24 protein-coding genes are annotated in these 24,867 nt (G+C 53.7%); 15 read left to right on the top strand and 9 right to left on the bottom strand.

Annotation, left to right across the window (positions count from 1 at the left end):
• Positions 1 to 66 precede the first annotated feature (66 nt).
• On the bottom strand, positions 67 to 2,664 hold the full coding sequence (gene topA, locus PFRI_RS15700; protein ID WP_072631648.1) for a type I DNA topoisomerase: 2,598 nt from the start codon (positions 2,662 to 2,664) through the stop codon (positions 67 to 69).
• 185 nt (positions 2,665 to 2,849) lie between these two features.
• On the opposite strand from topA, the gene PFRI_RS15695 reads away from it, so the two are divergent.
• Positions 2,850 to 3,305 carry a hypothetical protein gene (locus PFRI_RS15695; RefSeq protein WP_072631647.1) on the top strand — a complete coding sequence of 152 codons (456 nt, stop codon included), beginning with the start codon at positions 2,850 to 2,852 and terminating at the stop codon, positions 3,303 to 3,305.
• Here PFRI_RS15695 and dprA read toward each other — a convergent pair.
• Together dprA and tldD are read right to left on the bottom strand one after the other, a co-directional pair.
• Positions 3,302 to 4,450, bottom strand: coding sequence for a DNA-processing protein DprA (dprA, locus tag PFRI_RS15690; RefSeq protein WP_072631646.1), 1,149 nt, complete (start codon positions 4,448 to 4,450; stop codon positions 3,302 to 3,304). The genes PFRI_RS15695 and dprA overlap by 4 nt on opposite strands.
• Positions 4,451 to 4,537: 87 nt before the next feature.
• Positions 4,538 to 5,959 carry a metalloprotease TldD gene (gene tldD / locus PFRI_RS15685; protein ID WP_072631645.1) on the bottom strand — a complete coding sequence of 474 codons (1,422 nt, stop codon included), beginning with the start codon at positions 5,957 to 5,959 and terminating at the stop codon, positions 4,538 to 4,540.
• A 208-nt stretch (positions 5,960 to 6,167) separates the two neighbouring features.
• On the opposite strand from tldD, the gene coxB reads away from it, so the two are divergent.
• The 11 genes from coxB (at position 6,168) to PFRI_RS15635 (ending at position 15,952) form a co-directional block, all read left to right on the top strand.
• Positions 6,168 to 7,010 carry a cytochrome c oxidase subunit II gene (gene coxB, locus PFRI_RS15680; protein WP_072631644.1) on the top strand — a complete coding sequence of 281 codons (843 nt, stop codon included), beginning with the start codon at positions 6,168 to 6,170 and terminating at the stop codon, positions 7,008 to 7,010.
• Between the two features lie 73 nt (positions 7,011 to 7,083).
• Entirely contained in the window at positions 7,084 to 8,022 is a 939-nt protein-coding gene (gene cyoE, locus PFRI_RS15675) for a heme o synthase (RefSeq protein WP_072631643.1), read from the top strand.
• A complete protein-coding gene (locus PFRI_RS21395; protein ID WP_170124828.1) occupies positions 8,022 to 8,183 on the top strand; it encodes a cytochrome c oxidase system small membrane protein in 162 nt (53 codons plus the stop codon). Before cyoE ends, PFRI_RS21395 begins: the two co-directional genes overlap by 1 nt.
• A gap of 32 nt (positions 8,184 to 8,215) precedes the next feature.
• Positions 8,216 to 8,791 carry a cytochrome c oxidase assembly protein gene (locus PFRI_RS15670; RefSeq protein WP_072631688.1) on the top strand — a complete coding sequence of 192 codons (576 nt, stop codon included), beginning with the start codon at positions 8,216 to 8,218 and terminating at the stop codon, positions 8,789 to 8,791.
• 20 nt (positions 8,792 to 8,811) lie between these two features.
• Positions 8,812 to 9,612 (top strand): cytochrome c oxidase subunit 3, encoded by an 801-nt coding sequence (locus PFRI_RS15665; RefSeq protein WP_072631642.1) that lies wholly within the window; start codon positions 8,812 to 8,814, stop codon positions 9,610 to 9,612.
• Between the two features lie 108 nt (positions 9,613 to 9,720).
• Positions 9,721 to 10,416, top strand: a complete 696-nt coding sequence (locus PFRI_RS15660; RefSeq protein ID WP_337956932.1) for an SURF1 family protein — start codon at positions 9,721 to 9,723, stop codon at positions 10,414 to 10,416.
• On the top strand, positions 10,413 to 11,801 hold the full coding sequence (gene thrC / locus PFRI_RS15655; protein WP_072631640.1) for a threonine synthase: 1,389 nt from the start codon (positions 10,413 to 10,415) through the stop codon (positions 11,799 to 11,801). Before PFRI_RS15660 ends, thrC begins: the two co-directional genes overlap by 4 nt.
• Positions 11,798 to 13,060, top strand: coding sequence for a M16 family metallopeptidase (locus tag PFRI_RS15650; protein ID WP_072631639.1), 1,263 nt, complete (start codon positions 11,798 to 11,800; stop codon positions 13,058 to 13,060). The genes thrC and PFRI_RS15650 overlap by 4 nt, the downstream gene beginning before the upstream one ends.
• Entirely contained in the window at positions 13,060 to 13,644 is a 585-nt protein-coding gene (locus PFRI_RS15645) for a GNAT family N-acetyltransferase (protein ID WP_072631638.1), read from the top strand. Before PFRI_RS15650 ends, PFRI_RS15645 begins: the two co-directional genes overlap by 1 nt.
• 48 nt (positions 13,645 to 13,692) lie before the next feature.
• Positions 13,693 to 14,520 carry an MBL fold metallo-hydrolase gene (locus PFRI_RS15640; protein WP_072631637.1) on the top strand — a complete coding sequence of 276 codons (828 nt, stop codon included), beginning with the start codon at positions 13,693 to 13,695 and terminating at the stop codon, positions 14,518 to 14,520.
• Positions 14,510 to 15,952, top strand: coding sequence for an FAD-binding oxidoreductase (locus PFRI_RS15635; RefSeq protein WP_072631636.1), 1,443 nt, complete (start codon positions 14,510 to 14,512; stop codon positions 15,950 to 15,952). The genes PFRI_RS15640 and PFRI_RS15635 overlap by 11 nt, the downstream gene beginning before the upstream one ends.
• On the opposite strand, the gene PFRI_RS15630 is transcribed toward PFRI_RS15635, so the two are convergent.
• Genes PFRI_RS15630 through PFRI_RS15615 form a run of 4 tightly spaced genes read right to left on the bottom strand, consistent with a single transcriptional unit; the run spans position 15,947 to position 18,659 of the window.
• Complete coding sequence (locus PFRI_RS15630) at positions 15,947 to 16,477, bottom strand: adenine phosphoribosyltransferase (protein WP_072631635.1); 531 nt, start codon at positions 16,475 to 16,477, stop codon at positions 15,947 to 15,949. The two genes, PFRI_RS15635 and PFRI_RS15630, sit on opposite strands and share 6 nt — an antisense overlap.
• A gap of 30 nt (positions 16,478 to 16,507) precedes the next feature.
• Entirely contained in the window at positions 16,508 to 17,161 is a 654-nt protein-coding gene (locus PFRI_RS15625; RefSeq protein ID WP_072631634.1) for a hypothetical protein, read from the bottom strand.
• Positions 17,158 to 17,784 (bottom strand): LysE family translocator, encoded by a 627-nt coding sequence (locus PFRI_RS15620; RefSeq protein ID WP_072631633.1) that lies wholly within the window; start codon positions 17,782 to 17,784, stop codon positions 17,158 to 17,160. The genes PFRI_RS15625 and PFRI_RS15620 overlap by 4 nt, the downstream gene beginning before the upstream one ends.
• The gene (locus tag PFRI_RS15615; RefSeq protein WP_072631687.1) at positions 17,784 to 18,659 is read right to left on the bottom strand and encodes an S-methyl-5'-thioadenosine phosphorylase; all 876 of its coding nucleotides are present in this window, start codon (positions 18,657 to 18,659) and stop codon (positions 17,784 to 17,786) included. The genes PFRI_RS15620 and PFRI_RS15615 overlap by 1 nt, the downstream gene beginning before the upstream one ends.
• A gap of 175 nt (positions 18,660 to 18,834) precedes the next feature.
• Here PFRI_RS15615 and PFRI_RS15610 point away from each other — a divergent pair, with 175 nt between their 5' ends.
• Positions 18,835 to 20,469 carry a SulP family inorganic anion transporter gene (locus tag PFRI_RS15610; protein WP_072631632.1) on the top strand — a complete coding sequence of 545 codons (1,635 nt, stop codon included), beginning with the start codon at positions 18,835 to 18,837 and terminating at the stop codon, positions 20,467 to 20,469.
• A gap of 15 nt (positions 20,470 to 20,484) precedes the next feature.
• Here PFRI_RS15610 and PFRI_RS15605 read toward each other — a convergent pair whose 3' ends face one another.
• Entirely contained in the window at positions 20,485 to 21,090 is a 606-nt protein-coding gene (locus tag PFRI_RS15605; protein ID WP_072631631.1) for a flavin reductase family protein, read from the bottom strand.
• A 76-nt stretch (positions 21,091 to 21,166) separates the two neighbouring features.
• On the opposite strand from PFRI_RS15605, the gene PFRI_RS15600 reads away from it, so the two are divergent.
• Both PFRI_RS15600 and PFRI_RS15595 read left to right on the top strand, forming a co-directional pair.
• Positions 21,167 to 21,652, top strand: coding sequence for a GNAT family N-acetyltransferase (locus PFRI_RS15600; RefSeq protein ID WP_072631630.1), 486 nt, complete (start codon positions 21,167 to 21,169; stop codon positions 21,650 to 21,652).
• A 31-nt stretch (positions 21,653 to 21,683) separates the two neighbouring features.
• Positions 21,684 to 22,430, top strand: coding sequence for an EcsC family protein (locus PFRI_RS15595; protein ID WP_072631629.1), 747 nt, complete (start codon positions 21,684 to 21,686; stop codon positions 22,428 to 22,430).
• Here the strand turns inward: PFRI_RS15595 and ptsP are convergent.
• On the bottom strand, positions 22,427 to 24,673 hold the full coding sequence (ptsP, locus tag PFRI_RS15590) for a phosphoenolpyruvate--protein phosphotransferase (protein WP_072631628.1): 2,247 nt from the start codon (positions 24,671 to 24,673) through the stop codon (positions 22,427 to 22,429). The genes PFRI_RS15595 and ptsP overlap by 4 nt on opposite strands.
• Positions 24,674 to 24,867 lie beyond the last annotated feature (194 nt).

Raw genomic sequence — 24,867 nt, 5'->3', positions numbered from 1 at the left:
GCTGCATTCTCATGCAGCCTTCTCAGAATGTGCGATCATTTGCTATTCACGTTTGAGTTAACAGGCCTAGTCGGCGTCTTTCTTCGCAGCGGGTTTCTTCTTGGCCGCGGGCTTTTTTGCAGCAGGTTTCTTTTTAGGCGCTGCCTTTTTCTTGGGCGCGGCTTTTTTCTTGCCGCTTTTGGCCGCACGCTCGGTGATCAATTCAACGGCCATTTCCATGGTCACATCCGCAGGTTCGGTCCCTTTGGGGATCGTTGCGTTGATCTTTTCCCACTTCACATAAGGGCCATAACGCCCTTCCATAACATTGACTGGGCCACCATCGCTAGGATGTTCACCCAACTCTTTCAGCGGTTTCGCTGCCGTCCCGCCACCACGACGTCCAGGGTTCGCACGCTTTTCAGCGAGCAGTTCAACCGCACGGTTCATGCCAATTTCAAAGACATCATTCGGATCTTTGACATTCACATAAACAGGTTTCGCGTCCTCAGGCCCTTGATGCATAATGTACGGACCAAAGCGACCAAAGTTCGATTTGATCATACCGCCCTCAGGATGGTCACCAATTTCGCGGGGCAGGCTGAGCAAGGTCAACGCTTTCGCGAGATCCATGTCATCTTTTTCCCATCCGCGCGGCAAGGATGCGCGAGGTGGTTTTTTGTTCTCTGGTGTCGGCTCTCCACGCTGCACGTAGGGGCCAAAACGACCAGTCTTCAGCCAGATTTCATCGCCCGCATCTTCGCCAAGTACACGTTCGTCACCATCCGCGCCCTCGCCTGCGATTGGGCGCGTGTAGGTGCACTCGGGATAATTGCCGCAGCCCACAAAACCGCCAGTACGCGATGTTTTCAGGTGCAGGCTGCCAAGCCCACACTTCGGGCAAATCCGTGGATCTGTGCCGTCTTCGCGAGGTGGATAAAGTTGTGGCGTCAGCGCGGCGTCGAGCACATCAAGTACTTCGGAAATCCGCAGCTCAGAGGTTTCAGTAATCGCCGCGTGAAAATCGCGCCAGAACTTGCTGAGAATATCTTTGTAATTGGCCTCGCCCGCGGAGACATCATCAAGCTGGCTTTCCAGATCAGCGGTAAAATCATAGCCTACATATTGACGGAAAAAATTCATCAGGAAGATGGTAACAATCCGGCCTTTGTCCTCTGGATAAAGACGGTTCTTGTCCTTGCGCACATATTCACGATCTTGGATCGTCGTTACGATAGACGCATAGGTCGACGGGCGGCCAATGCCGAGCTCTTCCATGCGCTTGACCAACGTGGCTTCTGTATAGCGGGGTGGGGGTTGGGTGAAATGTTGCTCTGGCGAGATGGAGCGTTTGTCCATCGGATCACCCTGCGCAATCTGCGGCAGGCGCTTGTCATCATCGTCCACGACAGCGTCGTCGCGACCTTCTTCATAGACTTTCATAAAGCCATCAAACAACACAACTTGCCCTGTTGCACGCATCACGACTTCACCGTCGTCAGAGCCAAGATCAACTGTCGTGCGCTCCATCTTTGCGCTGGCCATTTGGCACGCAATCGTGCGTTTCCAGATGAGATCGTACAACTTACGCTGATCGGGCTCAGAAAGCTTTAAGCTTGCTGCGTCTTTTTCCAGAACGGTCGGGCGAATACATTCGTGCGCTTCCTGAGCGTTTTTGGCTTTGTTCTTATACTCGCGCGGGCTGCTTGGCAGATATTCATCGCCATAGCGGTTCTTGATTGCATCGCGCGTTTCTGTGATCGCTTCGGGCGCCATGTCGATGCCGTCGGTTCGCATATATGTAATGTGCCCCGCCTCATAGAGACGCTGCGCGACGTTCATTGTTTGACGCGCACCAAAGCCGAATTTGCGGCTGGCTTCTTGCTGCAAAGTAGACGTCATAAACGGCGCGGAGGGGTTGCGCGCGGCTGGTTTTGCTTCGACGGAGACCGCCTTGAGCGCGCGTGACGTCACCGCTTGAACAGCCAGCTCCGCAGCCGTCTCATTCGCAAGATCATATTTATCGAGCTTTTTGCCGCCCATAACGGTCAAACGTGCTTCAAATTCCTGTCCGCGCGGGGTCGCGAGCAGCGCCTTAACGGACCAGTACTCGCGGTTGTTAAAGGCTTCGATCTCTTGCTCGCGCTCAACGATGATGCGCAAGCAAACAGACTGGACGCGACCCGCAGAGCGCGCGCCGGGCAGTTTGCGCCACAAAACCGGCGAAAGATTAAAGCCCACAAGATAGTCCAACGCGCGGCGTGCCAAATAAGCTTCGACAAGCGGTTGATCGACCTGACGCGGATTTTTCATCGCTTCGGTTACAGCTGCTTTGGTGATCGCATTGAATACGACGCGGCTAACGGGCGTGTCTTTCTTGATGGATTTTCGCTTGGTCAAGGCTTCTTGCAAATGCCAGCTGATCGCTTCGCCCTCGCGATCCGGGTCGGTCGCGAGAATGAGTTCGTTGTCGTCTTTCAAGGCGTCCGCGATGGCTTTGACATGTTTTTTGCTATCATTGCCAATTTCCCACTTCATCTCGAAATCGGCATCTGTGTCGACAGATCCATCCTTTGGCGGCAAGTCACGAACATGGCCGTAAGAGGCGAGAACGGTGTAGTTGGGTCCCAAATACTTGTTGATTGTCTTGGCTTTAGCAGGGGATTCGACAACAACAACTGGCATGATATTTCCTTACGACGCTTCTCAAGAATTTCGCTTCTTATGGGTCCGTTACATGTGTGGGGAAAGCCCATAATGTCAATCGCGACGATTAAAACTGTGCCGAGTGTCCGTATTAATTGGAACAAGACAACACCGTAGGCGTTGCGCTAATGTGTTTGCATACATTTATGAAAAGGCTAAATCTCATGCGTTTTTGCAATATCATTTACAGTTCAATTTCAGCGGCGTTGTTGCTCGCTATGCCACTTACGGCGGAATATTCAGTACCGGAGCGTGGCACGAAAGAGCGCAGTGCGATGCTGGATGCAGTGCGCGCGCATGCAGAGGAACAGCTTGGCGCGCCTATTGAATTTGTCGTTTACGATTTGCGCGTCGATGGTCGGTTTGGCTTTGCGTCTTTGCAAGCCCAGCGTCCGGGCGGCGGCGCAATTGATTTATATGCGACCCCCGGCTTCAAAGAAGGCACGCTTGAACCGGACTTCATGGACGGCACGAGCATGCAGGCACTGTTGCGGCGCTCTGGTGAGACGTGGGTGGCAGTACATTGGGCGATTGGGCCTACGGATCTTTGGTTTGCGTATGGTCCGTTTTGTCGTCGTTACGGCAGAGTGATCGAAGACTACTGCCAAGGCGTCAACTAAGCGCGACTTATCATACCACCGGGCGCACGTCTGATTTGGCCATCCATTTCGAGGTTGGTAAGAATGGGGATCATCCGGCTCGTTTGCGCGCCAATATCGCGCAAAAGCTGATCTTCCGCGATAGGACTTGGCCCGAGGCTGTCTAGAATCTGTTGATGCAATTTATTCGTTTCAGAGAGGCTTCGCGTTTCAGGCACATTTTGCTCAAGCGGTAACGGTATTTGCACGTCGCTCTCATCAATAACGTTATTTTGGGCTTCCAGCATCGTGATAATATCTTCAGCGCCGCGCACGAGTGTTGCACCATCGCGGATCAACATGTTGCACCCAGATGCACGCGCATCAAAAGGATGTCCCGGCACTGCGAGCACATCACGCCCTTGATCAAGCGCGCCGCGTGCGGTGATCAAGCTGCCGGATTTGCCAGCAGCCTCGACAACAACGCTGGCGCTGCATAGACCTGAAATAATCCGATTTCGCATCGGAAAATGTCGCGCGATAGGAGCCATGCCAATGGGTTGCTCTGAAATAAGCGCGCCAGCCTTTAAAAGGCTTTCGGCAAGGGCCAAGTTTTCTGCAGGATAGATTTGATCAACTCCGCCTGCAAGGACCGCGATGGACCCTGAGTTCGCAGCTGCGAGATGCGCGCAAGTATCGATGCCGCGCGCAAGGCCTGAGACAACGACATATCCGGCCTCGGCCAGTTCGCCAGCCAAAGCGCGCGCCATACGCGTTCCCAAGGAAGATGCGTTACGCGCGCCAACAATCGCAACCATCGGTCGCGTTAACACGTCCGTATGTCCACGCAGCCAAAGCATCGGCGGTGCATCTGGGATTTCAGCCAGCAAACGCGGATATCGACGCTCACCGCGACACACTAAATGCGCGCCGCTTAGAAGGCCTGCCTGTAATTCACGTTCTGCACTCTCGTGCGTGGCCGCCGAATATTTGGTCATACCGGCTTTAGACGCAATTTCCGGTAAAGCGCTCAACGCCTTGGACGCGCTGCCGTGTTCTTCAAGCAATCGATAGAATGTAGCGATTCCAACGCGGCGAGAACGCAAGAGACGAAGCCAATCAATACGCTCTTCTTCCGTGGCGGGTGGGAGTAGGGGGTGAGTGGAAGAATGGATATGCACGTTCATCTCGGCTCCGTCTGCTTGCAGAATCAGACCTAGCAGAGCCGAGGTTAATAGCGCGTAAACTGAACTCAGATAGTTTGACTTAAACCCTTAGGAGCCAGCGCCACCAACTGTTAAACCGCCAATCAAAAGCGTCGGTTGCCCAACCCCCACAGGCACCCACTGGCCCGCTTTTCCACAGTTACCCATGCCCGGATCGAGCGCCATGTCGTTGCCCAAAGCTCTGATTTGCTGCATGGCTGTCGCGCCATCACCGATCAATGTGGCTCCCTTGACAGGCGCGCCAATTTGACCGTTTTCAACGCGGTAGGCTTCCGTGCATGAGAACACGAATTTTCCATTGGTTATATCAACCTGACCGCCGCCAAACCCGACAGCATAAATTCCGTCTTTTAGACCCGCGACAATGTCCGCAGGATCAGAATCGCCGCCCAACATATAGGTATTGGTCATACGCGGCATTGGCGGGTGTGCGTAGCTTTCGCGTCGCCCGTTGCCTGTCGGCTCTACGCCCATCAAGCGCGCGTTCTGACGATCTTGCATGTATCCAACCAAAATACCGTCCTCGATCAACACGTTCTTTGCCGAGGGCGTGCCTTCGTCATCAATCGTGATCGATCCGCGACGATCAGGGATGGTCCCATCATCGAGAACGGTCACGCCTTTAGACGCCACACGCTGCCCTACAAGCCCAGAAAACGCACTCGAGCCTTTGCGATTAAAATCACCCTCCAGCCCGTGACCGACTGCTTCATGCAATAAAATACCGGGCCAACCGGGGCCAAGCACCACATCCATGACGCCAGCGGGGGCAGGGACCGCTTCTAGGTTTACCAATGCGACACGTAAAGCTTCGCGTGCTTTGGGCTGCCAATCGTCGCGCGTGATCAAACCGCCTAGCGAGATGCGTCCGCCACCGCCAGCAGAACCACTCTCGCGACGTCCGTTTTGTTCAACGATCACAGACACATTCACACGTGTCATGGGGCGTGTATCACTTACCTCAGCCCCATCTGGGCGCAAAATGATCACTTCTTGCAAAGAGGCCGCGATCGAAGCGCTGACCTGAACGACACGCGAATCAAGGTCGCGCAAGAAGGCATCTATTTCGCGCAACGTGTCGAGCTTTGCGCTGAACGTGACCTCTGAAATTGGATCTACGTCTTTGTATAGCTTGGTGTTCGTTGCTCGCGGGGCATCCGCGAGGCTACCGCCACCGGCACCTACAGCCAGTCGCGCAGTTTCAGATGCACGTAACAGTGCCGACTCTGACACTTCGGTTGAATGCGCATAACCAGCAACCTCGCCTAAAACCGCGCGCAGACCAAAGCCCTCCGATGCGTCATAAGACGCATTTTTCAGCTTTCCATCATCGAACACCAAGCCCTCAGACGTGCGGCGCTCGATAAACAATTCGCCGTCATCCGCCCCAGCACAGGCGTTTTGCAAGATTTTCAAAGCGCCTTCTCTAGAAAAGTTATCCTGAAAAGGGCGAAAGGGTTGATGCGTCATGCGGTTTATCTCTCGTATTTTAGCAAAATCTTAGAAGCGTCCGTTTGCCGCAACGCCTAGTCTTTATTTAGTAGTAAGGATATGGTTTTAAACAGCTCAAAGACAACGTCCGTGACTCGCCATCTCGGAAGGGCAGGGACGTTTACTTGAATGCGAACGACTATAACAGATTTGACTGGCGTTTTGCCACTATCGATCAGGGTGTACTATGCAACTGAAAACAACTCTCTCCGGCCTTTTGGCAGCATTCGCAGCGGTTCCTGCCATGGCGCAGGAAGGTCTCGAGGTGATCGGCCAGCCGATCCCAGGCGGCATTGGCTTCCAGCCAGCTGCGACAGAACTTATGCGCGATATCCAATGGCTTGATGGGATGCTAAATATCATCATCACCATCATTACTTTGTTTGTAACCGGCCTGATCATCTACTGCATCGTGCGTTACAACCGTAAAGCAAACCCGACGCCGGGCACATTCACCCACAACTCTCCTGTTGAAGTGGCATGGACGATCATCCCAATCGTCGTTCTGGTCTTTATCGGTGCATTTTCCTTGCCGATCTTGTTCAAACAGCAAGAAATTCCGAAAGCAGACATCACGATCAAAGTCACAGGCTACCAGTGGTATTGGGGTTATGAATATGTCGATCACGAGTTTGGCTTTGATAGTTTCATGCTTGGCAAAGAAGAACTTGCCGATGCGGGTTACGCCCCTGAGCAGTATCTTCTCGCGACGGACACAGCCGTTGTCGTACCTGTTGGTAAGACCATTGTTATGAACGTGACAGGTGCCGATGTGATCCACGCTTGGACCATTCCTGCGTTTGGCGTGAAGCAAGATGCGGTCCCAGGGCGTATCGCGCAGCTTTGGTTCGCGGCTGAGAAAGAAGGCATCTACTTTGGTCAATGTTCCGAGCTTTGCGGCAAAGACCACGCCTACATGCCGATCACGGTTAAAGTGGTGAGCGAAGAAGCTTATCAAGAGTGGCTGAACGGCGCGATTGAAGAGTATGCGGGTGTCCCGCAGCCCTTCAAGGTCGCAGAAGCTGACTAAACTCAAGCTACGATGATCGCGCGCGGGGCAACCGTCGCGCGATCCGACGCAACGATTTTTGAAAGAGATCACGATGAGCGACGCCAGCGCAAACAGTGCCAGCATAGCGCCTGAAGCAAGCTTCGGCGATTTCTTCGCACTTTTGAAGCCGCGCGTGATGACACTTGTGGTCTTTACCGCGCTGGTTGGCCTTTTGGCTGCACCAACGCCTGTTCATCCAATGATCGCTTTCGCCTCCATCTTGTTCATTGCCATTGGTGGTGGCGCATCGGGTGCGCTGAACATGTGGTGGGACGCAGATATCGACGCGATCATGAAGCGTACGCGCAAACGCCCCATCCCTGCTGGTAAGGTTACAGAAAGCGAAGCACTTGGCTTTGGTGTTGCCCTGTCTGGTCTTTCTACCGTCATGCTTGGCTTAGCATCCAATTGGGTTGCAGGTGGGCTGCTGGGCTTCACTATTTTCTTTTACGTGGTGATCTACACCATGTGGCTAAAGCGTTGGACGCCGCAAAACATAGTGATCGGTGGCGCTGCTGGTGCTTTTCCTCCAATGATCGGTTGGGCTGTTGCAACTGGTGGCGTTTCTATTGAGTCTGTCTTGATGTTTTGTCTGACATTCATGTGGACGCCCCCGCACTTCTGGGCGCTCGCACTGTTCATGCGCAAAGATTACGATCACGCAGGAGTTCCGATGTTGACCGTGACCCATGGTCGCCGCTCCACGCGAATCCACATTTTCGTTTACACGGTTCTTCTCGCAATTCTTGCGCTGGGCGCAGGCGTCACCTCTATTGGGGGGCCAGTCTATATGGCCTTCGCGATCGTTCTAAATATTCTTTTCGTAAAAGGTGCTTGGGACATTCTGAACCGCGATGAAGACATGAGCGAAGTCGATAACTTCAAAGTTGAGCGCGGTTTCTTCAAGCTTTCCTTGCTCTATCTCTTCCTCCACTTCGGCGTGATTTTGGTTGAAGCGATAATGCAACGTTTTGGTCTTGGGGGCTGGTAATGGCAATCGGCAAGCGACATGAAATCCATACGCGTCGATATGGTCGCAATGTAGGCGTTGGGCTTTTGCTCGCCGGCTTTATTGCAATCATTTTTGGCCTTACTGTCGTTAAAGTAACGCGCGGCGACTACGAACCACCACGTGGCGAGGTGCAAGAATAATGTCTGATCGAAATTCAACGCCACGCCAACCAATGGATCCAAAGAAAAAAACCGCTATACAGGCGGCTTCGCTGGTTGTTTTCATGGGCGCTTTGGCGTGGGCTTCAGTGCCGTTTTACGATTGGTTCTGCCGCGTCACAGGTTTTGGTGGCGTGACCAATACGGCCGATACTGGCAGCGATGAAATTCTTGATCAAACAATCATTGTGCGATTCGACGCTTCCAAAGAGCGCGGCATGCCTTGGGAGTTCAAACCCCTGGTTCGCGAGATTGAAATGCGTATCGGTGAGACAGGACTTATTTTTTACGAGGCCTATAATCCGACCGACAAACCCGTGGCAGGACAAGCCAGCTACAACGTAGCACCTTATCAAGCTGGCTATTTCTTCAACAAAATCGCATGTTTCTGCTTTGAAGAGCAAGTTCTACAACCCGGCGAGCGTGTCGAGATGCCCGTCACATTTTACATCGATCCAGAGATTGTCACGGACCGCGACGCAAAATATACCCAAGAGATAACGCTTTCGTATACTTTCTATGAAATCGATCTGCCCGAGGACGTCCAACAGGCCGCACTTGAGCAACCCGCAGACACGAATAACAACTAAGCCTATCCGACGAGGGACCCATGGCACACGCAAAAAATCACGACTATCATATTCTTAACCCCTCGCTCTGGCCATTGCTGGGCGCAATTGGTGCATTCGTTATGCTCTTTGGCGCAGTGATTTGGTTCCACGACAGTGGGCCATGGATGTTCTTGATCGGCCTCGCGGGCGTACTCTACGTCATGTATGGCTGGTGGGCAGAGGTGGTCGAAGAGAGCCACGTTGGCGATCACACACCTGTCGTCCGTATCGGCCTGCGCTACGGTTTCATCATGTTCATTATGTCCGAAGTCATGTTCTTCGCAGCATGGTTCTGGAGCTTTTTCAAACACGCGATGTACCCAATGGGACCACAGTCGCCTGCCATTGATGGCATTTGGCCGCCAGCAGGCATTGAGACGTTCGACCCTTGGCACCTGCCTTTGATCAACACGTTGATTTTGCTTTGCTCTGGTGCAGCAGCAACATGGGCGCACCACGCGCTGGCGCATGAAAATAACCGGAATGACACGAAGAATGGTCTTATCCTAGCCGTTGCTCTGGGTCTGATCTTCACGGTTTTTCAGGCCTATGAATACAGCCACGCGGCCTTTGGTTTCTCCGGCAACATCTACGGCGCAAACTTCTTCATGGCGACGGGCTTTCACGGCTTTCACGTTGTGATCGGAACCATCTTCTTGTTCATTTGCTTGCTGCGCCTCCAGCGCGGTCACTTCACGCAGGAAAAACACATCGGTTTCGAAGCAGCGGCATGGTATTGGCACTTCGTTGATGTGGTGTGGCTCTTTTTGTTTGCTGCTGTCTACGTATGGGGCGGCTAAGCCGCTTCGCTTAAAGCACTTTGTAGCTTGAAACCCACGCTGCAAAACGACAAAAGCAAAGGCGCAGGAAGTTTGATTTCTGCGCCTTTTTCTAATTGATGGACCTAAATGACGCGTATGCGCACCCCATTGCTCTTTTCCCTGCTTTTTGGCCTAACCGGTGCCGCGATCCTGATTTGGCTCGGCGTCTGGCAAATGCAACGACTTGAATGGAAGCAAGGCATTCTCTCGAACATAGAAAACCGCATTTCCGCTGAACCCGTCGCGCTACCAGAGCAACCCGATCCTGACGCTGACAAGTTTTTACCTGTATTTGCTTCTGGCACGCTTACGGACGATGAAATCCACGTTCTCGTCTCGCAAAAACACGTCGGGGCGGGGTATCGCGTTATCTCTGTTTTCGTGACCAATTCTGGGCGGCGGATATTGCTGGACCGAGGATTCATAAAAGTTGACCAAAAATCAGCTGAACGCCCCATCGGTCCAACGGATGTTACAGGAAACCTTCATTGGCCTGAAGAAAAGGGGAGTTCGATTCCCGAGCCTGATCTCAAAGCCGAAATTTGGTTCGCGCGCGATGTCTTCGCGATGGCCAAACACTTAGACACAGAGCCAGTGCTAATCGTCGCGCGTGAAACTTCGCTCATCGATGATCCAGTTGCGCCACTTCCTGTTGATACGGTTGGTATCCCGAATGATCATTTGCAATACGCGCTGACTTGGTTTTCGCTCGCGTTGATTTGGGTTCTTATGACTTTCACTTTCGTTTGGCGTGCACGCGGCGCGCAGAAGGGCACATCATGAAATACGTCTCAACGCGCGGCGCAGCTCCGGTTCTCACGTTTGAAGAAGCGATGCTTACAGGCCTTGCGCGTGATGGTGGCCTTTATGTTCCCGAAACCATCCCAGAGCTGAGCGCTGACGACATTCGCGCGATGAGTGGCGCAAGCTACGAAGAGATTGCGTTTAAAGTTATGCGCCCTTTTGTTGGCGACACCTTCACTGATGAAGAGTTCAAAGGCTGCATCACCCGCGCTTATGCGGGCTTCGGTCACACCACCCGTGCGCCGCTGGTGCAACTTGCGCCAAATCATTTTTTGATGGAACTTTTCCACGGTCCGACCCTCGCATTCAAAGATTTTGCGATGCAGCTGATTGGGCAAATGTTTGAACTTGCGCTTAAACGCTCGGGCAAGCGCGTCACAATTGTAGGCGCGACGTCGGGCGACACAGGCTCCGCCGCAATAGAGGCTTTCCGGGGTCTGGACGCTGTGGATGTTTTTATTCTTTACCCGCATGGCCGCGTGTCCGAAGTGCAACGTCGCCAAATGACCACGCCAACGGAAAGCAACGTGCACGCTATTGCGATGGACGGAGATTTTGATGATTGCCAAGCGCGCTTAAAAGATATGTTCAACGACTTCGAGTTCCGCGATGGTGTTGGATTGGCCGGTGTCAATTCAATCAACTGGGCGCGTGTTCTGGCGCAGGTGGTTTATTATTTCTCCACTGCGGTTTCTCTCGGTGCGCCGGATCGCAAGGTCAGCTTTACGGTTCCAACAGGTAATTTTGGCGATATTTTCGCGGGATTCATTGCAAAGCAAATGGGCCTCCCGATTGAGCGTTTGATCATCGCAACCAACCAGAACGACATTTTGCACCGCTGCATGGAAACTGCTGCCTACACGAAATCCGGTGTAAAACCCTCGATCTCTCCTTCCATGGATATTGAAGTCTCTTCCAATTTTGAGCGCGCGTTGTTCTTCGCACATGATCAGGACGGCACGGCGATCAAAGGGTTAATGGATGACCTCGCTGCGAACGGCAGCTTCACGATTTCAGGTAACGCCATGGGTGCTTTGCAACAGCATTACGACAGTGGCATGCTCGATGAAGCAGGAACCGCTGCGATGATCACGCGCGCGTTGAACGAAACTGGCGAAGTGCTTTGTCCACATTCTGCGATTGGAGTTGCTGTCGCTGAAAACCATATAGGCGACACTCCGATGATTACGTTGGCCACCGCACATCCCGCGAAATTCCCCGATGCCGTCGAAGCAGCAACGGGTGAGCGACCTTCGCTTCCTCCTCGTATGGCGGATTTGTTTGAACGCGAAGAACGTGTAACCCGTGCACCTAATGACCTCAAAGCGTTGCAAGACATCGTTCGCGAGCGTCTTTCTTCATGAGCGTACAGACACATACCCTCGCGAACGGATTTCGTATCGTCACAGAAAAGATGCCGGGCCTGCAATCCGCATCTATCGGAATTTGGGTGACCGCAGGTGGTCGTGACGAGCGGATTGAGCAGAACGGCATCGCGCATTTTCTTGAACACATGGCTTTCAAAGGCACCAACACCCGCACATCTTTGCAGATTGCTGAAGAAATCGAAGATGTGGGTGGTTATATCAATGCCTATACCAGCCGCGAAGTGACGGCCTATTACGCGCGTGTGCTTGGTGGTGATGTGCCGCTGGCACTTGATGTGATCTCGGATATTCTCCTCAATCCTGTGTTTGATGAGGATGAGATCGAAGTCGAACGCGGCGTCATTTTGCAAGAAATCGGCCAAGCGCTCGACACACCAGATGATGTGATTTTTGACTGGCTGCAGGACGAAGCTTACCCCAATCAACCCATTGGTCGCACGATCCTTGGGCCTGAGGAACGCGTGCGTAGTTTTAGCCGCGAGGACTTAAGGCGTTTCGTTCACGAACACTACGGTCCATCGCAAATGATCCTCTCAGCTGCGGGTGATGTGGATCACGACGCGATTGTACGTGAGGCCGAAAAGCTGTTTGGCGGATTGCAAGTGCGCGTGGCAAATGATCCGATCCTTGCAACGTTCCAAGGCGGCGAGCGGCGCGAGATCAAAACTCTAGAGCAAGCCCATTTCGCTTTGGCTTTTGAGGGGCCGGGCTATTGCGATGATGCGATTTACACCGCACAGATTTATTCTGTCGCTTTGGGCGGTGGTATGTCGAGCCGTCTGTTTCAAGAAGTGCGTGAAAAGCGTGGGCTTTGCTACACGATTTTTGCACAAACCGGTGCCCATTCCGATACCGGTATGATGACGATTTACGCGGGGACGAGTGGTGAACAACTGCCTGAGCTTGCGAGTTTGACGATGCAAGAACTTGGCCGTGCCGCAGACGACATGAGCGATGCGGAAGTCGCGCGCGCACGCGCGCAGATGAAAGCAGGCATGCTTATGGGGTTAGAGAGCCCTTCGAGCCGAGCAGAGCGTCTTGCGCGATTGATGCAGATCTGGGGTCGCATTCCTGCGCTTGAAGAAACGGTCACGCAGATCGACGCAGTGACGACACAGGGTGTCAAAGACTTCGCAGCCACTCTTGCTGGTCAAGCGCCTGCTGCTCTGGCGCTTTACGGTCCTGTGGAACGGGCACCTGAGCTTGGAGATATGCTAAAAGGCCGAGCTGCTTAATGCTGCGCATCAAGCGAAAAGTCCGGCTAGAGACAGAGCGTCTTTCCCTGCGCCCACCCATCCATTCGGATTTTCGAGCTTGGGCCAATCTACGGTATGAAAGTGCGGATTTTCTCACCAAATGGGAACCGACTTGGGCTAGTAACCATCTGACGCGCAAGGCATTTACCAATCGTGTTTACTGGGCGCAGCGCTCTATTTCGGGTGACACTGCTGTTCCGTTGTTTCTTGAGCGACGCGAAGACGGCGCGTTGATGGGTGCAATCACGCTCGACAATATCCGTCGTGGGCCAGCACAAAGCGGCACGCTTGGCTATTGGATTGGTCATCACTACGCGCGTCATGGCTACATGAGCGAAGCGATTGCGGCGATGGTGCACTACGCGTTTGAGCGAATGGACCTCTCGCGATTGGAAGCGGCGTGCTTGCCCGAAAACAAAGCTTCGCGCGGGCTGTTGGAGCGCACAGGCTTTAAATATGAAGGCGTGGCGCAGGCGTATTTGCAAATTGACGGGCGTTGGCGCAGCCACGTGCTGTATTCTGCGCTCAGGATGGATCGACGTGGGCGCACAGATGTTGGCTGACTTTTGAAACGAATGCGCTATCTTCTTTCTCATTAGAGGGAGAATGCCATGATCCGTTTATCACTTTTTTTATGCCTGCTTTTCAGCGCAACCCAACTGAGCGCGCAAGATCGCCGACCGAGCCATTGTATTGCGATTGCCAATTCAACGCCGGGGCTGAGTTATCTACACAAAGCGAGTTACCGCGACCCTTTGCCTGATTACACGGTTCGGCTGTCCTATATCGCGCACGCTAGTTTTCTGATCCAGACTCAAGGTGGTTTGAACGCAGTGACCGATTTCACGGGCTTCGTCGGTACCACAAATCTGATCCCGGATGTGGTTACGATGAACCATGCGCATGACACGCATTGGACCGCCAACCCGGATCCCGCGATCCCGCATGTATTGAAAGGTTGGGGGTCTTTTGGTGAAGGCGTTGAGCATCACCTCGACCTCGATGAAATGCTGGTGCGCAACGTGTCCACCGATATTCGCTCGCAATTTGGCGGTGAAGAAATGCGTGGAAATTCGATTTTCATCTTTGAGGTGGCGGGCCTTTGCATCGGCCATCTTGGCCACTTGCACCACGAACCTAATGATGCGCAATACGCGGCGATCGGGCGGTTGGATGTGGTGATGGCCCCTGTGGATGGGGGATATACGTTGCCTGTATCCACGATGACGGGTGTCTTGAAACGGTTGAAATCCTCTGTGGTGATCCCGATGCATTGGTTCACGGACTTTGGATTGCAGAACTTTGTCTCCGGCATGGTCGACGAGTTTGATGTAAAACGCGTGGACGGCTCATCGATAGAGGTGTCGCTGGCCACTTTACCTAAACGCCCGACAATTTTTCTGCTGCGTCCCTCGTGGCTGCGCGATAATGACGAGTAAACCAACCGGAGTCGTATCCTTGCTTAATCCCGTTACTGACGCTTTTGAAACTGCGCTGCGTGCCATTTTACCCGAGCATTCCGTCCGCGCCGCAGAGCCGCGTTATCTTGAAGAACCGCGCGGTCGCTATGAAGTGCGCGAAGGTTTGTTGGCGTTGCCTGAAACCACCCAAGAGGTTTCGCAAATTGTGCGTCTCGCCAATGAGATGCGCGTTGGCATCGTGCCTTATGGTGGCGGCACTGGATTGGTCGGGGGGCAAGTTGCGCCAGATGGGCCTGCACCGTTGATCTTGTCTCTGGAGCGCATGAATGCGATCCGGTCAGTGCATCCCGAAGAAAACGTTCTGATCGCCGAAGCAGGGACGATCTTGGCGGATGTCCAAGCAGCCGCGCAAAACGTAGCCCGCCTGTTTCCACTCTCCCTCGCCGCCGAAGGAACAGCGCGGATCGGTGGAAACCTCGCAACGAATGCGGGCGGCGTGAATGTGCTGCGTTACGGCAATGCGCGGGATCTGTGCCTAGGACTAGAAGCTGTTTTGCCAGATGGCACGATTTGGAACGGCCTGTCGCGGTTGCGCAAAGATAACACAGGCTATGATTTGCGTAACCTGCTTGTTGGCTCAGAAGGGTCGCTTGGGATAATCACTGCCGCCTCGCTTAAACTTAGCCCGCGTCCTGCGGGTGAGGGGACAGCCTTTATGGTTGTCGACAGCCCTAAAGCGGCAATTTCTCTTCTGGCAGAGGCACGTAGTCAATTGGGCGACGGGATCAGCGCTTTTGAGATCATTCACAAGCAAGGGCTTGATTTTCTTGAGGAGTATATTCCAAGTGTGCGTCTGCCCTTTGAGGAGAAACCAGAATGGTGCGTCCTGATCGAGGTTGGCTTGGCACGTGGTCTTGATCCGCAAGAGGCACTGGAAACGCTGTTCGAAACTGGACTAGAGAAAGAGCTGGTCAGCGACGGGCTTATCGCGCAATCCGTTGGTCAGCGCACTGAATTTTGGTCTGTGCGCGAACATATCCCAGAGGCGAACCGCCTCGTTGGTTCAATTTCATCGCATGATATTTCGGTTCCGATTAGTTTGGTGCCGGAGTTTATCGCACGCGCTGGTAGGGTGGTAGAGCAACTCGGGCCGTTGCGTATCAACTGCTTTGGCCACCTCGGTGATGGAAATTTGCACTATAATGTATTCCCAGATGCGGGGAAATCACGCCAAGATTATCTTGCGGAACGCGATGAGGTGAAGCGGGTGGTGCATGATCTGGTGCATGAGCTTGGCGGCTCCGTCAGTGCGGAACACGGTATCGGACGTCTCAAGACTGGCGATCTTGAGAAATACGGTGATCCAGCCAAATTGGCAGCAATGCGCGCGATCAAGACCGCACTTGATCCCAATGGGATCATGAACCCCGGCGCGGTTCTGGCGCTATAGCCCTTCAAAGGTGCAAAGTGCTTTCACATCGACGCCAAGCGCCTCAAGGCGCTTGCGCCCACCAAGTTCTGGTAGGTCAATCACGAAGCCACATCCAACAATCTCACCGCCCAAACGCTCGATCAGCTTGATCCCAGCCTCGGCGGTGCCACCTGTCGCAAGAAGGTCGTCAATGACAAGGATCTTCTCGCCCGCTTGAATGGCATCGTCGTGCAGCTCAACAGTTGCTTCACCGTACTCCAATTTGTAGTCCTGCGAGATCACTTTGCCAGGTAGTTTGCCAGCTTTGCGCACGGGGATGAAACCAATGCTCAACTGGTGCGCAATCGCGCCGCCAAGAATGAAGCCACGCGCTTCAAGCCCGACGACCTTGTCGATCTTTGTGCCTACGTAGGGGTGCAAAAGCTGATCAACTGCCATGCGAAACCCGCGCGGATCGCTGAAAAGAGTCGTTACATCGCGAAACATAATCCCCTCATGCGGGAAATCAGGGATGGTGCGGATGTAATCTTTGACGGTTTTCATGACGTGCGTCCTTTTGCGTTGCACCGCTGTCTAGCGCGCGGGGTAGTGGCGGCCAAGGGCCATGATGTCCTGTTTACCCAATTTTGTCAGGGCGTTGCTGGATTGTGAAAAGATAGAGCGGCTTTCGTAATACGCGCCACCAATGTCCGTGAGCAGGCCAAGGCCTTGAGTGATTTCCTCTAGCATTGCACTCTCATAAGCGCGTTTTTGCAGGCCTGTGGTAAAGATAATCACGGCCTTGAGGATCACGCCGTCTTTGGCAAACACACGCACGCCAGCACCGGAAATCGGAGTGCCTTCAAGAACATTAAAGCCGGACCCTTTGATTTGACTACGAGAAGGGATGTCGAGAAAAAGGATCGCAATGTCGGGGGCGCTGTCATTGCGTGTGAGCTGAATGCCAGAGTTAGCTGCATTGATTTCATCAACCGCTCGGGTCAACGAGGCCTCTGCGCGGGTCTTTTTACCGCCCAAATAGGCCCGTTCCATCTTTGTGATGCCGATTGTCAACGTGTCTTTGGGCCAACGCACGATCGATTTAGCGCACTCACCACCAGGGGGGGCCGCGCAGGCGACAAGATTGTAAAAATCATCATCACTTAGAGCGACATCCGTGCGTAGGAATTCTTGTGCGACCGCATGGTTTGAAAAGGCAAGCCAGAGAACGATCGCGCGCCAGATCACGCTCTTTTTAACGCGGCAGTTGCTGCGCCCATACCGATGAGCGTTAGCCCACCTGCTTGCGTTAACCGGCGCATCACCATCGGGCGCGCGATCTGTTTGCGCATTAGATCTGCAAGGATCGCGAAGACAAAAGCGTTGAGCGCAGCCAAAGCAACGAAAGTGGCTATCAGGATACCAGCTTGGGGCGCATAAGCGGCATCAACCGAAATAAATTGCGGCACGAAGGCGATGAAGAAGCCGATGCTTTTGGGATTAAGCGCCGTGACGATGGCAGCATGGCGAAACACTTGGCACGGCGTCGCATCAGTGTCTGTTCTGACAAGTCCCGCACCAACGTTTGGAGCGCTGCGAAACATTTTGATGCCAAGAAAGAGCAGATAAAGCGCACCTGTCCATTTCAACACAGTAAAGGCCGTCGCTGACGTCGCAATAAGGGCTCCAAGCCCGATGAGCGACGCGGTCATGGCGATAAGATCACCCAATGCGACACCCGCAGCGGTCGCGAGCGCCACTTTGCGTCCTTGGGTGAGCGCGTAGCTGAGGATCAACAAGATCGTTGGCCCCGGAATAAGTAAAAGCGCGCTAGATGCGGCAACAAACGCCAGCCAAAGTGAGATATCCATTAGCCAAGCACCCGGCCTGCAACCGCATCAAGCTTTGAGAGCAACGCCGGATCGCGCTTCTCAGGGGCCGTCATGATCGCAAATTCCAGTGCTTTATCACAGCCATGAGGACAGTCTTCGCGATTAGCGCCCAGCAGGGCAGGCAAGCGTTTAACCAAATCGCGGCCCTTGTCGGAGTTGCCCATAAGCGTCTTAATGATTTCGGTCACATCGACCTCGCCGTGATCTGGATGCCAGCTGTCATAATCGGTGATCATCGCGACAGAGGCGTAGCACAATTCGGCTTCGCGCGCGAGTTTCGCCTCGGGCATATTGGTCATCCCAATCACATCTGCGCCCCAGCTTTCACGGTACATTTTACTTTCGGCCAAAGTGGAAAACTGTGGACCCTCCATCGCGAGGTATGTGCCGCCCATATGCACTTTGATCCCAGCGTCTTGTGCTGCGGTATGACAGGCTGTGGACAAGCGCGGACAGGTGGGATGGGCAACCGAAACATGAGCAACGCAACCTGTCCCAAAGAAGGATTTTTCGCGCGCGAAAGTACGATCAATGAATTGATCTACAATGACAAAATCACCCGGAGCCATTTCATCTCGAAAACTGCCACAAGCAGAAACAGAGACCACATCGGTGACCCCAATGCGCTTGAGCGCATCGATATTTGCGCGGTAAGGAACTGTGCTCGGAGAGTGCACGTGTCCACGCCCGTGTCGCGGCAAAAAGGCCATTTTCACACCGTCTAACATGCCCGTCAGGATCTGGTCGGAAGGATCGCCCCACGGCGTTTCAACGGTTTGCCATGTAGCATCCGCCAAGCCGTCGATGTCATAAATGCCAGAGCCGCCGATCACGGCGATCATTGTGTCAGTCATGTTAATCATTTCCTGTCATTTGCAGTTTATCAGCAAGCTAACGAGCGTCGCGCGCAATGAAAATGCAAGAATTGCTGATGAGGGGTCAAATTCGCGTGCGGGCAGGGGTGTTCTTTGCACGTTGCTTAGTTTACGGAGCGCTAACATAGCGTCCCCCGAAAGACAGGTTAACCACATGAAACGAGCTATTCTCGGTGCATTCGCCAATCATATGACCGCACCAGATTTGCGTTGGATGCCGGACGAAGGCTTTACCTTCACGCGGTTGCGGATCGAATTACTGTCGGGTTTGACCGTTGCTTTGGCGCTGGTCCCCGAAGCTGTGGCCTTTGCGTTTGTTGCTGGTGTGCACCCGCTGGTCGGGCTCTACGCGGCGTTTTTGGTGGGTCTGATTACAGCTTTGATCGGTGGTCGCCCGGGTATGATTTCGGGCGCGACCGGGGCTTTGGCCGTTGTTATGGTGGCATTGGTTGCACAGCACGGTGTTGAATATTTGTTCGCCACGGTTGTTTTGATGGGGCTTTTACAGATTTTCTTCGGGGCAATGCACTGGGGTAAATTCATTCGATTGGTGCCGCATCCTGTGATGCTGGGATTTGTAAATGGCCTTGCGATTGTGATTTTCCTCGCGCAATTGACCCAATTTAAAGTGCCGGGAACCGTCGTAAGCGATGGCCATGGTATGACGGGTGGCGAGTGGCTTACTGGAATGCCGATGGTGTTGATGCTGATTTTGGTCGGCTGCACCATGGCGATTATCTGGGTGACGCCGCGCATCACCAAGGTGATCCCTGCGCCATTGGCTGGCATTGGTATTGTGGCCGCTGTGGTGATTGCGTTCGGGCTTGATGTGCCGCGCGTTGGCGATCTCGCTTCGATCCAAGGTGGCTTGCCTACGTGGCATATTCCAACGGTTCCGCTGAACTGGGCAACCTTCCAGATTATTCTGCCATATGCGGTTATTCTCGCAGCGATTGGTTTGATTGAAAGCCTGCTAACGTTGAACCTCGTGGGTGAAATGACTAATAAACGTGGCGGTGCGTCGCAAGAATGTATTGCGCAGGGCATCGCAAACACGGTTACAGGTTTCTTCGGTGGCATGGGCGGCTGTGCGATGATCGGTCAGTCGATGATCAACGTGAAATCTGGTGGACGTACAAGGATTGCAGGCATTGCGGCCGCGATTTTCTTGCTGCTGTTCATTGTCGCTGGCTCGTCGATTATTGAGCTGATCCCATTGGCAGCACTCGTGGGCGTGATGTTTATGGTCGTGATTGGCACGTTTGCTTGGAACTCGCTGCGCATTTTGCGCCGTGTTCCAAAGATGGATGCCTTTGTAATCATTCTCGTAACCGTTGTAACGGTTTACTCTGATCTCGCGGTCGCAGTTGTCGTTGGCGTTATCGTCTCCGCGCTCGCATATGCTTGGAACAATGCGCGACGCATTCACGCGATTGAACGTCCGTCTTCTACGTCTGAGGGCGCGAAAGTTTACGAAATTCAAGGACCGTTGTTCTTTGGATCATCCGATGGCTTCATCGAGTTGTTCAACATCGAGGACGATCCGAAAGAAGTTATCGTTGATTTCGCGCAAAGCCGGGTTGTGGATCAGTCAGCCCTGCAAGCGATTGAAGCGGTTGCGGGCAAATACGAGGACGCAGGCAAGCGCATTCAACTGCGCCATCTCAGCCGCGATTGTCATCAGCTTTTGACAAATGCGGGCCATCTGATGGTGGATAGTGATGACGACCCTGATTATGAAATTGCGGTTGATTATCAAGTTCGCACAGGCATTTTGGGCGGCCACTAGACCGCCCCTCCCGACTTAATCGTCGGGGCGTGTAAGCTCGAATAGGTCTTTGACAATCGCATAGTCGCGATATCCCAAGCGCGACAAGGGCTGGAACGTTGTTACATCAAAACGCCCGTCTTTGATGCAGGCGTCATCCATATGGATGCCTGTAACTTCGCCAAGTACGAGATGATTGCTTGCACCTTCCAACTTGATGATTTGCGTCACCTTGCATTCTAAAGACGCAGGTGCAGCTGCGACGCGCGGCGCATTGATGCTCTCACATTCAAGCTTGTCTAAACCGGCGTGCGCAAACTCGTCACTGCCCGCAGGAAGGGTCGCACTGGAGGCATTCATTGCATCCTGAAGGGCGGCAGATACAATATTGACGCAAAACACGCCCGTTTCGCGAATAGCGGCAACGCTGTCTTTGGTATCCCCGCGATCATCCTTTACACCTGTCGAGGAAAACATGACCTGTGGTGGCACATAAGCTATCGCATTGAAGAAACTATAAGGCGCAAGGTTGTCGCGTCCTGCGCTATCTCGCGTTGAAATCCAACCAATGGGGCGCGGTGTGACGATTGCATTGAACGGATTGTGGGGTAGGCCATGGCCATCTTCGGGGCGATAAAACATCTATGTGCACTCCTTGTTTGCCCAATCGCTACCGCCATGCTAGGCGCGATGCCAGCAAAAACGTGAAAGCAGATCGGTGTACGCGCTCAAGCCAGAAACAACTGAGGATTGGTGGGAGGTCGAAGCGCTGTATGATTTGTGCTTTGCGCCGGGCCGTGAGGCATTGTCGTCTTATCGTTTGCGCGATGGGGTGCCACCTGTTGAAGGGTTGAGCAGTGTCGCCCGCGACAGTGATGGAATCCTCGCCGGTGCGATCCGCTATTGGCCTGTGCAGATAGGCATGCACAAAGTACTGCTTTTGGGTCCTGTCGCCGTCCACCCGACGCGCCAAGGCGAAGGTTTGGGCAGCGCTTTGATCCGCGATAGTCTCGCGCGGGCGGACGAGAATGGCTGGCTCAGGGTCATGCTTGTCGGCGATGAACCATACTATAAAAAGTTCGGATTTTCACGTTTGGACGGTGTCTTGATGCCACCGCCAACAAACCCTGAACGCGTATTGGGATTGAACGCACATGCGCCAGTCTGGCAAAATGTGCAGGGTAAGGTGTCGCGTAGCGCTTGAAATTTGCACTCTACATGCTGATCTTAGGGATATGGCGACAGAGTTAAGCACACCCGATCTAGACCGTGACATCAGTGAGATAGCAAAACGCTATCGAAAAGCAAGTGGCGTTGGTATTCAGGTGCTTAACCTTGTTGGTGGGCAAGCTGAAAACTTGATGGAGCGGTTGCCCGATCCGGTCAAAGAGCGCCTCGAGGATGCAACGACCAAGGCGTTAAACTTCGCATTGAATGCCGCAAGTCGTAGTCGCGGTGTGGTGCCTGATCAAAAATCCTGGCTCAATACGGCGGCAGCCACCGCGATGGGCGCGGCTGGCGGGGCAGGTGGTTTGCCAACAGCGCTCGCTGAGTTGCCTGTTACGACAACCGTTCTTTTGCGTGCCATCCAAGGGATTGCCGCAGAATATGGCTTTGATCCGAACCAGCCCGAAATCCAAGCGGAGTGCATTCAAGTGTTTGCAGCCGCTGGCCCGCTCGCAGCTGATGATGGTGCAGATATGGGCTTTTTGAGTGCGCGTGTTACTCTATCTGGCACGACAGTGCATGGCATTATTGCCCGCGTTGCGCCGCGTCTCAGCGCGGCCTTGGGGCAAAAACTTGCGGCACAAACAGTGCCAATCATTGGCGCTGTCGCTGGTGCTGCGACGAACTATGCCTACACGAGCTACTATCAAGAAATGGCGCATGTGCATTTTGGCCTGATGCGCGCAGGCAAGGCACACAAACTCCCACGTGACACTCTGGTCCTACGTCTGGCCGACGCCGTAAAATCGCTCTAACGCGCGACGCTTTTGAGGTATTCCATCACGGGTGCGCGTACCGATTGCTCGCCACTGTCATGACATTCTTCGATGATTTTGCGAAGCACGTTCAAGTCGACACGGCGCAACATGTGTTTTACCGGTCCAATGGAGGCAGGGCGCATCGAGAGCGTGCGCAACCCGATTGCGGCAAAGCACGCAGCCTCGACAGGGCGTCCCGCGTCTTCGCCACAAAATGACAGTGGGGTTCCAGCGACTTCACAGCGTGTGACGATGCCTTGCAAAAAACTCAGGAAAGAGATCGACAGGGTATCATAACGCCGCCTCACGCGTTCGTTTTCGCGATCTGCCGCAAAGAAGAACTGCTTTAGGTCATTGCCGCCAATAGAGAGGAACTCTGCGTCTTCAAAGAACGCCTGCGGTGCAAACGCGAGCGATGGGGTCTCCAGCATCGCGCCGATTTCTAGTTTGGCAGGAAGCGGATGTCCGAGCTTACGTTCACGATCCATCGCTTTGTTCATTTCCGCTTTCGCGGCGATATATTCACTATATTGCGCAACAAAAGGGAACATAACCGACAAGTTCCTGCCCGCAGCGGCACGCAAAAGCGCTTGCAACTGCATGCGCATCACCCCGGGTTTGTCGAGCCCAACGCGAATGGCGCGCCAGCCTAAGGCAGGGTTGGGCTCGTCATTCGGCTTCATATAGGTCAGGACTTTGTCCGAGCCGATATCGAGCGTTCTAAACACCACCCGTTTGTCGCCGGAAGCATCAAGTACACGCTTGTAAAGCGCGCTGAGTTCAGAACGCCGAGGCATTTGATTGCGGATCAGGAACTGTAGTTCCGTCCTGAACAAGCCAACACCTTCTGCGCCGGAACTCTCAAGCGACGGGAGATCTGCCATTAAGCCTGCGTTCATTTGCAAGCCAATCGTGGTGCCACAAAGAGTGGTTGCGGGGGCGTTGCGGGTGGCGGAGTAGCGTTCCTGCGCGTCCGCCTGCATGGCGATTTTATCTTGGAAAGCCGCGTTCACGGTATCATCGGGACGCAAGTGAACGATACCTTGGTCTCCGTCGACCATGATCTGGTCGCCGTTCAAGGCTTCGCGCGTGATCGCTTCGGCGTGCACCACCAACGGAATGGCAAGCGCGCGCGCAACAATGGCTGCGTGCGAACCGACACTTCCCTCTTCAAGCACAATCGCCTTTAAGGAACGCCCGTATTCCAGCAATTCACCTGGTCCAATATTACGCGCGACAAGCACAGGATCGGCAGGCATTTCAGCGCCTGTGATCGTGCCTTGGCCCGTCAAAATACGCAGTAAACGGTTTGAGAGGTCATCGAGATCTTGCAAACGCTCACGTAAATAGCTGTCAGAGACTTGTCCCATCCGCGTGCGCGCTTGAGTTTGCTCTTTTTCAACCGCAGCCTCAGCGGATAGACCGTTAGAGATGTCCTCCTCCATGCGTCGCATCCAGCCTTTGGAATTGGCAAACATGCGATAAGCTTCAAGGACTTGCAGTTGCTCACCGTCCCCGCCGGCCGCGCCGGCGAGTAGTTTGTCGACGCTCACGCGCAGCGTATCAACGGCCTCGTTGAGGCGTCTGGACTCTGTTTCGGGATCTTCGGCAATAACGTTCGTGACCACCACACGTGGTTCGTGCAGCCAGACATGACCGATTGCCGCGCCTTCCTGTCCTGTGGTGCCTCGCAACAAAACGGGTTGCTGGTGGCGCGCGGAGAGCGCTTCGCCTTCGCCCAAAAACGCGCCAAGCTCGGTCATTTCGGCGAGAACCATTGCAACGACTTCAAGTGCGTAAAGCTCATCTGCTGAAAACAGTCGCGCGGCTTTGGATTGGACAACCAAAACACCCAGTCTTTCGCCCAAGCGCTGGATCGGAATGCCTAAGAACGACGAGAAAATCTCCTCGCCTGTTTCCGGCATATAGCGGAATCCTTTTTCAGAGGGCGCATCTGCGGTGTTGATCGTTTTGGACCGTTTCGCGACACGGCCAACCAGACCTTCGCCAAGACGCAGACGGGTCTGGTGCACGGATTCGGGGTTCAATCCTTCGGTGGCACATAACTCTAGCGTTTCAGCGTCGCGAAAAAGATAAATGGAACACACTTCGGTCTGCATCGACGATGCAATAAGCCCAGTGATTTTATCAAGCCGTTGCTGACCATCACCGTCCTCTGCCATTGCATCACGCAGACGGCCAAGCAACTTGCGGCTTTCACTTTCGCGTTTTTGCGCCATTAATGTTGCGCCCTTTTCGGCAAATACTAAAGTGGATCAACTTCCACGGCACTCACCTTAAGATGCTTTGATCGAAATGGCGAGCAGACGCAAATGTAGCAATTCGTATGTCTTCTCTTTATCGAAAAAAGCCTAAAGGGCGAGAGAGGCTGGCCCCTTGCTCAGGTTTGCGCAGAAAATAATCGAAAATTCTA

It is taken from the genome of Planktotalea frisia (assembly GCF_001890925.1).
Classification (GTDB): domain Bacteria; phylum Pseudomonadota; class Alphaproteobacteria; order Rhodobacterales; family Rhodobacteraceae; genus Planktotalea; species Planktotalea frisia.
Note: the sequence above shows the minus strand (reverse complement) of the source record. Positions and strands in the feature narration are given on the sequence as shown.